The organism is Brevundimonas sp. GN22 (assembly GCF_054824005.1).
Genome location: NZ_JSYD01000101.1, coordinates 1 through 8,222, shown reverse-complemented (window position 1 = coordinate 8,222; position 8,222 = coordinate 1). Strand labels below are relative to the sequence as shown.

At 60.1% G+C, this 8,222-nt stretch carries 11 protein-coding genes; 4 read left to right on the top strand and 7 right to left on the bottom strand.

All coding sequences use genetic code 11. The features are described 5' to 3' along the window. The 7 genes from OB03_RS12750 to arr form a co-directional block, all read right to left on the bottom strand. The coding region (locus OB03_RS12750) for a capsular polysaccharide biosynthesis protein (RefSeq protein ID WP_461344398.1) at positions 1 to 1,529 on the bottom strand (1,529 nt) is incomplete at its 3' end. A 63-nt stretch (positions 1,530 to 1,592) separates the two neighbouring features. Further along, positions 1,593 to 2,411, bottom strand: a complete 819-nt coding sequence (locus tag OB03_RS12745) for an HpcH/HpaI aldolase/citrate lyase family protein (protein WP_461344397.1) — start codon at positions 2,409 to 2,411, stop codon at positions 1,593 to 1,595. 45 nt (positions 2,412 to 2,456) lie between these two features. Continuing rightward, the gene (locus OB03_RS12740; RefSeq protein WP_461344396.1) at positions 2,457 to 3,347 is read right to left on the bottom strand and encodes an ROK family protein; all 891 of its coding nucleotides are present in this window, start codon (positions 3,345 to 3,347) and stop codon (positions 2,457 to 2,459) included. 23 nt (positions 3,348 to 3,370) lie between these two features. After that, positions 3,371 to 4,225: a class I SAM-dependent methyltransferase gene (locus OB03_RS12735; RefSeq protein WP_242913820.1), complete on the bottom strand. Its 855-nt coding sequence runs from the start codon at positions 4,223 to 4,225 to the stop codon at positions 3,371 to 3,373. 259 nt (positions 4,226 to 4,484) lie between these two features. Continuing rightward, positions 4,485 to 4,982, bottom strand: coding sequence for a GAF domain-containing protein (locus OB03_RS12730; RefSeq protein WP_242913821.1), 498 nt, complete (start codon positions 4,980 to 4,982; stop codon positions 4,485 to 4,487). Between the two features lie 159 nt (positions 4,983 to 5,141). Continuing rightward, positions 5,142 to 5,675, bottom strand: a complete 534-nt coding sequence (locus OB03_RS12725) for a PH domain-containing protein (protein WP_242913822.1) — start codon at positions 5,673 to 5,675, stop codon at positions 5,142 to 5,144. A 66-nt stretch (positions 5,676 to 5,741) separates the two neighbouring features. Next, positions 5,742 to 6,161, bottom strand: coding sequence for an NAD(+)--rifampin ADP-ribosyltransferase (arr, locus tag OB03_RS12720; RefSeq protein ID WP_461344395.1), 420 nt, complete (start codon positions 6,159 to 6,161; stop codon positions 5,742 to 5,744). Between the two features lie 227 nt (positions 6,162 to 6,388). On the opposite strand from arr, the gene OB03_RS12715 reads away from it, so the two are divergent. The 4 genes from OB03_RS12715 to OB03_RS12700 all read left to right on the top strand — a co-directional run bounded on the left by OB03_RS12715 (position 6,389) and on the right by OB03_RS12700 (position 8,191). Next, positions 6,389 to 6,886, top strand: coding sequence for a hypothetical protein (locus OB03_RS12715; protein ID WP_461344394.1), 498 nt, complete (start codon positions 6,389 to 6,391; stop codon positions 6,884 to 6,886). A 99-nt stretch (positions 6,887 to 6,985) separates the two neighbouring features. Then, positions 6,986 to 7,348, top strand: a complete 363-nt coding sequence (locus tag OB03_RS12710) for a hypothetical protein (RefSeq protein WP_461344393.1) — start codon at positions 6,986 to 6,988, stop codon at positions 7,346 to 7,348. Between the two features lie 134 nt (positions 7,349 to 7,482). After that, a complete protein-coding gene (locus OB03_RS12705) occupies positions 7,483 to 7,899 on the top strand; it encodes a hypothetical protein (protein ID WP_461344392.1) in 417 nt (138 codons plus the stop codon). Between the two features lie 91 nt (positions 7,900 to 7,990). Next, complete coding sequence (locus OB03_RS12700) at positions 7,991 to 8,191, top strand: hypothetical protein (RefSeq protein ID WP_461344391.1); 201 nt, start codon at positions 7,991 to 7,993, stop codon at positions 8,189 to 8,191. The last annotated feature ends 31 nt before the right edge of the window (positions 8,192 to 8,222 follow it).

Here is an 8,222-nt window from a genome sequence, read left to right as displayed (position 1 = left end):
CCGCAGCCGGTCAGGATGGACTTGTCGTTCTCGACCTGCCCCACGACCAGCAGGATCGGTTTGTCCCCCGGCCAGTGGTCGGGAAGGGCGCTGCCTTTGATATTGTACTTCGACAGGCCCGCACCGACGACTTTTTCGCGTAGGCAGCGGGCGCGCTCCAACTGGCGCGGGGTCAGTTGATTGGTGGCGATGAAGGTTTCCAGACGGCTGCGGCTGCGCGGGTCGTAATAGACGCCCTCGTCATCCAGAGCGACCGACAGTGCCCCGAAGAAGTCCGATCCCAGCCCCCGCGAGCGGATGAAGCCGTCCTCCATACGCACGGTCGGTCCGTCATAGGCGTCTGCGGCGGCGCGGATGATCGGGTTCTCCTTGCCGGCCCACCAGATCAGCTTGCCGTTATTGGCGCGGGCATCGGCGAGGGCCGAACTGGAGCGCCAGAAATAGCGGACGGTGCCCTTGGGGCTGTTTAGCAGGCGTCGCACCGGCGGGCGTTTGGCGGGTGCAAAGCCGACGGCGGACCAGTGGCCCGACAGGCGGTCTGCACGGTCGCGAAGGCTGATCAGACGTTCCAGCGCAGCCTCGGCCTCGCACGGCTGGCCCGTCACCGGATCGACATAGCGGGTGTAGCGGATCACGGCTGCGGCCACGACTTGCTCGACGGTACGCGGCTGGCCACGGCGGCCTGTAAGTACCTTGTCCTGCGTCAGGCCCCAGCCGGAATAGAAGGGCGCACCGAAACATGTGACGCGCTTACCGCGCAACAGGGCTTCGAACCCTAGCGCCGAGGTCACGACGTAAACGGCATCAACGGCGTCGAGCAGTTCAGCGGGGCGCACATCGGTGTCGATTAGCGTCGTACCTGACAGCTTGTCGGCGGGGATGCAGCCCTGTTTGCGGCCCGCAGCTACAGCAGGATGGCGCTTGACGATGATCTGCGCGTCCGGATTTTCCGCACGTGCAGCGTCCAGCATCTCGGCAAAGCGCGCTTCGCTGGCGAGGCCATAGGCGATGGAGGCATCGCCATAGGTCTGGTCCACCACCAGCACGCGGGGGCGATTTTCCAGCACGGATACGTCCAGCGGCTCGCCCATATTGGTTTTGGAGATACGGCTCTCGACCATGCGATCGGCCAAGGCCCGGGCGCGGGCAGCCATGGTTCCGTCGCACCACTGGGGCGCGGTCTCGAGCAGGGCTTCCAGACGGCTGGGGCGGGTGGCATCGTAATAGATGCCGAGATCATCGACGACGACGCTGAGGCTGGTGGCACCGCTCTCGCCCAGACCGACGGAACGCAGAAAGCCGTCTTCCAGGGCGACATAAGGCTTGTTGTTCTTGACCGCCCATTTGCGCCCGACGTTGGCGGACGGCTTCATCCCCCAGCCGATCACTACATCCACATCGGCGGACGGCAGTTTGCGGATCTCATAGTCGGCAAGGAAGGTTGCCAGATGCGGCACCTTCAACACCCCCGGCGCACAGACCCATGCCGTCTGGCGGCGCGTTGTGGATGCGGGGGCGTTTTCGATCATGGGTTATGTCTAGGCGGGGCTAGGGGCGTGCGCCAGATGGTGCCAGCGGCGACCTGTGGGCAATCAGAGGTCAGCGAGCAGTTGCCGGGCCTGTTCCAGATGCAGACGCTCGACCATCTCGCCCTCGACGCGGATGACGCCCAGCCCTTCGGCCTCTGGCGCGGTAAAGGCGGAGACCACCTTCTGCGCCCATTCCACCTCCGCGGGCGAGGGACCAAAGGCGGCATTGGCGGGCGCGATCTGGGACGGGTGGATCAGGCTCTTTCCGTCAAAGCCATATAGCCGACCTTGGGCGGCCTCGGCGGCAAATCCGTCCTCGTCCTTGATGCGGTTGAAGACGCCGTCGATGGCGACCAGTCTGTTGGCGCGTGCATGCGCGACAACAGAGGCCAGCCATGGCTTGAATGGTTCACGATCGGGGCTCGAGCCGTTCTTCAGCTCTTTCGCCAGATCGTTCAAGCCCAGCATCAGGCCCGACAGCACACCGCCCGCCGACGCAATGTCTTTCAGGTCGATCAGGGCTGCGGGCGTCTCGATCATGGCCCACAGGCGTTGGTCGAGGCGCAGGATGTCGCTGATGGCCTTAATCTGCTGCTCGTTCTCGATCTTGGGTGCGACGACCAGATCGACGGGTGCATCTTTCAGGGCCAGAAGATCGCCCTCGGCCCATTCCGTATCCAGTGCATTGATGCGCACGGCCAGTTTCGGCTTGAAGCCACCCGCCTTGGCGGCCTCGACGGCGGCGCTGCGCGCCTCGATCTTGGCTTCGGGGGCGACAGCATCCTCAAGGTCCAGCACGGCGACGTCGCAATCCAACGTGCGCGCCTTTTCAATGGCGCGGGCATTGCTGGCAGGCAGGTAGAGGACGCTGCGGACTTTCATCGACGACTCGCTGGAAAAATCAGGTTCGCCCGACAATAGCGAGCGCTATTCCCAAAGTCTCGCCGCGCCGCGCACGCCGGAGCTGTCGCCCCAGCGGGCGGGCACGACGGCGGCGTTCCAGATGTCCGAAAAGACGCGGGCAGCGATGGCTTTGTCCAAGCCTTCGTAAAGCTCGGGGATGTTCGACAACCCACCGCCCAGCACGATGATTTCGGGATCGACCAGATTGACTACACTGGCCAATGCGCGGGCCACGCGGTCGCGTAGCAGGTTCACCTGTTCAATGGCTTGGGCATCGCCTGCGCGCATGGCCTCGACAATCTGTTCGCAGGTCCAGTCGCGGCCTGTCGCGGTATGGTGGGCGCGGGCGAAGCCGCTGCCGGAAATCCACGTCTCCAGACAGTTCGATTGCCCACACCAGCATGCGGGGCCGGGCACTTCATCAATGGTCGCCCATGGCAGGGGATTGTGACCCATTTCGGCGGCAACGCCGTGACGACCCTCAACCAGTTGCCCGTCGATCACCAGACCAGCACCGCATCCCGTTCCGAGGATAACAGCATAGACAGAAGCGTGGCCTTCGCCCGCGCCGTCCACCGCTTCAGAAAGGGCAAGACAGTTGGCATCATTGGCCAGTCGGACCGGTCGCCCTAGATGCTGTTGCAAGTCAGCCTGAAACGGGCGGCCATTCAGATACTGGCTGTTGGCGTTACGGATCAGGCCCGTCAGCGGCGAGGGCGAACCGGGGATTGCGATTCCGATAGCCCTTGTCGCGCCGACGCTCCCTTCAACCTCGGCGACCAATTCTGAAACGACAGCCAGCGCGCTATCATAACTGCCGGGGTTGGGGCGTCGGATGCGGGCGGCAAAACCACCTGCATCATCTATGGCTGCCGCCTCGATCTTAGTGCCGCCGAAATCAACCCCGATACGCATACAATCATTTCCCCGAGCATAGTTTAGGCCCAGGGATTGGACAATTCTCCGACCATCAAGTCCAGCGCGTCCGTCTCGACAAAAGACTGCTTCAACGAGTGAATCAGTGCCTCGCGGTGTTTGATCCGGTGCTGGGTTGTCAGGGTGCTGCCGCGCGGGGTCATGACGATAACCAGTTCTTCGCCAAAATGCTCGCGGGACTGGGCCTTCAAGAGGGCGGAGGCGGGAGACCCTGTGTCGGTGGCCTTGGCCGTAGCTTCCGGCTCGATCCCGAACTCGGACGTAAAGACCGACAACAGATCGAAGCCTGTCACCTCTGCCAGCGCGGCCGCTGAGCCGGGCGAGAACATGTGGATGTGCTCGGGATAATTGAACCACACATACCGAGTGTAGCCGTAGACCAATGCGAACAAGGCAGCCGAGTTCGGCAGGAACGAAATGATAATACCGTTCGGGTCCAGACGCTCGCGCAGGTCACGCAGGAAGGCGAACGGATCGGTGAAGTGCTCAAGAGCGTGGTAGGAATAGATGGCCTTCGGCTTCTCAGGCAGACCATCGAGATAGTCTAGGGCGCTCTGGGCGAAGATTTTGTCGTTCCCGTTCGCGCGGCCCTTTTCGACAGCTTCGCGGTTCAGCTCTGTACCGCTTGCGTCATAACCCTTTTGGTTCAGTGCATGGACTGTGCCGCCAAAGGCGCAGCCGAACTCGTGGACACTGGCTCCGCGCTCAATCCCGTATGTATTGAGGATATCGATAACGCGGCTGGACCGGACCTCTGTTTTCCAGGGCGCATAGTCGGTTTCGACATTGTACCAGAATGCCGAGGCCTGCGGGTATTCGTGATTGTAGAACTGATCAAGGTCTTCGGCGCTGGGCACTTCGAACCTGACGTAGCCGCAGCACGAGCACCGTTTGGCGGGATGGAATACGCCATTGTAGGAGCGGCCCGCAGGATGATTGTCTTCAATCAGGGGGATGAACAGTGATTGATCTTTAATCGCGCAGGTTATGAGTTCCCATTAAGCCCAAGCTTTGAATCAAGCTGGACCGTAATGGGCCTGTTTACATCGATCAAACTTAATAATCCGACGTTCGACGAATTATGTTAGTTATGTCGTGTGTGCTGAGGACGAGAACTCAGGTGCCCGCGAAAACCTTGGCCATCAGGCGCTCAAGCCATTCCCGGTCAGTGGCATCAAATGCGGCTTTCTCGGTTGCGTCGACATCCAGCACAGCAATCAACTTATTTTCGGCATCGAAAACAGGCACCACTATTTCGCTCTGTGAACGGCTGTCGCAGGCGATGTGGCCTTCAAAGGCGTGGACGTCCTCGACCAGTTGGGTCTTGCCCTGTAGCGCCGCTGCGCCGCAAACGCCGCGCGTAAACGGGATACGAAGACAACCCAGCGTGCCCTGATACGGGCCGACGACCAGTTCATCGTCCTTCAAAGGATCGACTACATAGAAGCCCGTCCAGAAGAAGGCTCCAAACGCGTCCGAAAGCATAGACGATACGGTCGCCATCTTGGCTGTTAGGTTAGCTTCGCCATCCAGTACGGCGAGGATTTCGGCCTCGACTTCGGCATAGCGTTCGGCCTTGTCGGCGGGGCGATCATCACGGGCAATATAGGACATTGGGCATTTCTAGTCGGTTGAGGTCCCAACATAGGCAGTGGGGACATCAAGCGAAACCGCACGGCTGCGCTTTTGATCGAAGAGAGTGGCGCGTGACTATCAATGAAAAGGCCCGACTGTCGTTAGACGGTCGGGCCTTTGGGTATTGGTCGAGGGGCCTTAGCCCAGCTTGCTCTCGATGCGGTGCAGGCTGTCGCGGATATCCAACAACAGCGTCAGGGCGCTGTCATTGTTCGGTATAGGCTGGGGCCGCTCTTGGGCAGCCAGAGTATCACGGCGCTCAAGGATGAGGTCGCGGACCTGTCGGGCGTTTTCCACGCCAATAAGGTCGGCTTCCGACTTGCCGGTGGTGGCGTTGCGTTGCCCCGCCGTTTCGATACGCAGGCCCAGCAGGCCGAATTTCGCCAGCAGCGGCCCTTCGCGGATCGAAATGTCCTGGATCTTGTCCAGCGGAATGGTCAGCTCTTGTTTGAAGAAGACCCCCTTGGCAATCACGATACTACGGTCGGTGACATAGAGCCGCAGGCCGCGATAGTATCGCTTGGCCCACCACACACCGACCAGTGCCCAGATCGGCAACAGGACGATGCCGATAATGGTGATGGCCAGCGACAAGGCACCGTAGAAAAAGAAATAGACCTTCAGCTTGTGGCTGAAGTGGGCTCTGGTGGCGTTTGCCGGAACTGTGGTCAAAATTCCCCTCCGAAAATCCCGATGAAGGAAACATATCGAACCGGGTGCCGCAACTGACCATTGGGCTCAGTCGTCCATCGCCCGTATTCCGGCCTTCTCCAGTTCGATCAGGTGGGCCTGCATCGCGGCCACTTGGTCTTGCGGATGGCCGCTCCATCCCACGACTTCACCGATGACCCGCAGGCCCTCTCGTGATCGGAAGGACTGACTGGGGTTGCCGGGAAATTTCTGGTCGGTGAGGTTCGGATCGTTCTCCCATTCGCCGGTGGGCTCTACGACATAGATGAGGGCGGGCAGATCGCCTTGCGCCAGTTCCGCGCCCCAGATTGCCGCGTCCAGTGTCGCGGTAAAATAGATCCAGCCTGCATGGTGACGGTCGCCGTAGTTGGATTGCTGTCCCGCAACCATAAGATCACCGGCCTTCAGACCGGCCCGTGTCCCATGAAAGAAGGCCTGTTTGAAAGGTGTCGCAGCTGCGTCGGTCATGGTTGATCCTCCCCGTTAATACCCTCAGTCAGTCAAAAAATTGGGGTTTTGAACAGTTCTTGAAACACTCGCATTCATACCCATTTCCATGCAGAGGCAGCGAGCAGCCCTACGCACCACGTGTTTTGCCGCGTCTCTCTCCCACTTTGATGATCTGTAACGTCGTTATATAAGTTGCCTGCTGGCTCGAATGCGGACCTCGCGAGTGAGCCTCGGGATACGAACTGATGTCACTGATTTCAGGCAAACGTCGCAAAGCATCGTGGGCAGCATTGGTCGCCGTCGCGCTCGGCTGCACCTTCCAGTCGGCCCAGGCTTCTATCCCCCCGACCTATAACATCCTGATCGTAGGCGCTTCTGCCGAAGCGCGGGCACGTAGTGCAGCCCTCAGTGCCTTCATGGTCAGTCACGAAGCGTATTTTGACCGGCCGCTGGAACTCTCGCGCTCGTCACTACAGTCCTGTGTGGAAGCTGGCCCCTATGCGTCGTGCGTCGCAGAACGACTGGATAAGGATGCCCCAAATGCGGGGGCACCTGTTGTCATCTGGGTCGAGGAACAGGGCGCGAAACTGGTCTGGAACTGTGTGGGACGCGCAGGAGAAGCGACTGCAAAGATTGCGGTCGATATTGATCCGGCTATCGCCTTGTTCGGCGATAGAGAAAGCCAGTCACGCGAACTGCGAAAGGCAGTATCCTGTATAAAGCATGCGGCTATCACGCCCTAGTCGATGATGCAGGGCCGTCAGGTATCTCCGATCCATCCAACGCGGGACATTAGGAACGTCTAACGCCCGCGGCGCATTGCTCTAAAAAAGGAGCATGTCATGTCCGCTACCGGCAAAGATCCAAAGGATACCGATTGGCACGTACCGGGTAAGGTCGATCACTCGCCCCAAGACACAAAAGACGTTCTGGTGGATGGCAACAACCAACCCACAAAGATCGGGATTAACACGCTTGTGAACGGAGAACCCGGCGATCAAACGCGCGGTGTTGGTCAGGTAAACATTAGCGCAAAGCCGGTAGCGATTCCGGGTGAAAACTATTCCCCGCCCGAACCGGACGATGACGCCACCCAGATCAGGAAGATCGAAGAGGCGGCAGGTACCGAGCCCTCTCCTGCGGGAGTCGCCGAACCTGACACGGCGCGTGAATATGAAAGCCCTCCTTTCAAGCGCCCTGATTGATGGCACCGAGGCTCAAGGTTTTCGAATGGTCTGACGGCCTGCAGGTTTACACCGTCGCGACCACTTCGCGACCGAAGGCTCTCAAAGCGTGGGGAACGCGGCAAGATTTGTTCGCCAGCGGACACGCACGCGAAGTGCCTAATAGTCCCGTTTCGGAAATCGCGAAGGCCAAGCCGGACGAGATTGTCGAGCGGTCACTGGGAATAGAAGTTCCTGATCCGGTGGTCTGGCTAAAGGATCCGCCGGCTGAAAGATCGCCTGAGCCTGAGCCTGAGCCGGAGCCAAGGCCAAAGCCAAAGCCAAAGCCAAAGCCGAAGCCGAAGCCGAAGCCGAAGCCTAAAGTCCCGTCGGCAAAGGCTTTGCAGAAGCTCGCCGATGCGCAAGACGCGCTTACGGCGCTTGATCAATCCCACGACGAACTATTGTCGGAGATCACACGCAAACAGGCCGAGCTCGAGCGCAAGCTGACGCAGGCCCAGCGCCAGCACGATGCGCGTCGCAAAGCCCTGCTGGCCCGCATAAAGTCGGCGAAAATAGCTTTCGAAAAATAAGGCGGTGCACGCTTTTGGTCACTCGGGCGCGCTTTCGAACCTTCGCCAGCGCGAGGCCTTATCCTTGGGTAGCAATCGAAAGGGAGACATCATGACTGACGCAGTCAACAACCCGAACGCTGGCCAATCTGAAGACCCGCAAAACCTCGACAGCTTGCAAGAGCAGGCGCGCGAGGAGACCTCGAAAGCCGGGGTAAGGGGGGATACGCCTCAACCGGATGAAAACCCCGATCAACGCGAGAACTTCAAACCGGGAGCTCCCGGTGTGCCTCCCGTCGGAAATCCGGACTGAATGGAAGCCCCGCCCTCACCGGCGGGGTTTT

Excerpts from the sequence above, each read along its gene's own strand:
- OB03_RS12710 (WP_461344393.1), top strand. The coding sequence starts at position 6,986 with ATGTCCGCTACCGGCAAAGATCCAAAGGATACCGATTGGCACGTACCG.
- OB03_RS12745 (WP_461344397.1), bottom strand. The coding sequence starts at position 2,411 with ATGAAAGTCCGCAGCGTCCTCTACCTGCCTGCCAGCAATGCCCGCGCC.
- OB03_RS12715 (WP_461344394.1), top strand. The coding sequence starts at position 6,389 with ATGTCACTGATTTCAGGCAAACGTCGCAAAGCATCGTGGGCAGCATTG.
- OB03_RS12730 (WP_242913821.1), bottom strand. The coding sequence starts at position 4,982 with ATGTCCTATATTGCCCGTGATGATCGCCCCGCCGACAAGGCCGAACGC.
- OB03_RS12740 (WP_461344396.1), bottom strand. The coding sequence starts at position 3,347 with ATGCGTATCGGGGTTGATTTCGGCGGCACTAAGATCGAGGCGGCAGCC.
- arr (WP_461344395.1), bottom strand. The coding sequence starts at position 6,161 with ATGACCGACGCAGCTGCGACACCTTTCAAACAGGCCTTCTTTCATGGG.
- OB03_RS12700 (WP_461344391.1), top strand. The coding sequence starts at position 7,991 with ATGACTGACGCAGTCAACAACCCGAACGCTGGCCAATCTGAAGACCCG.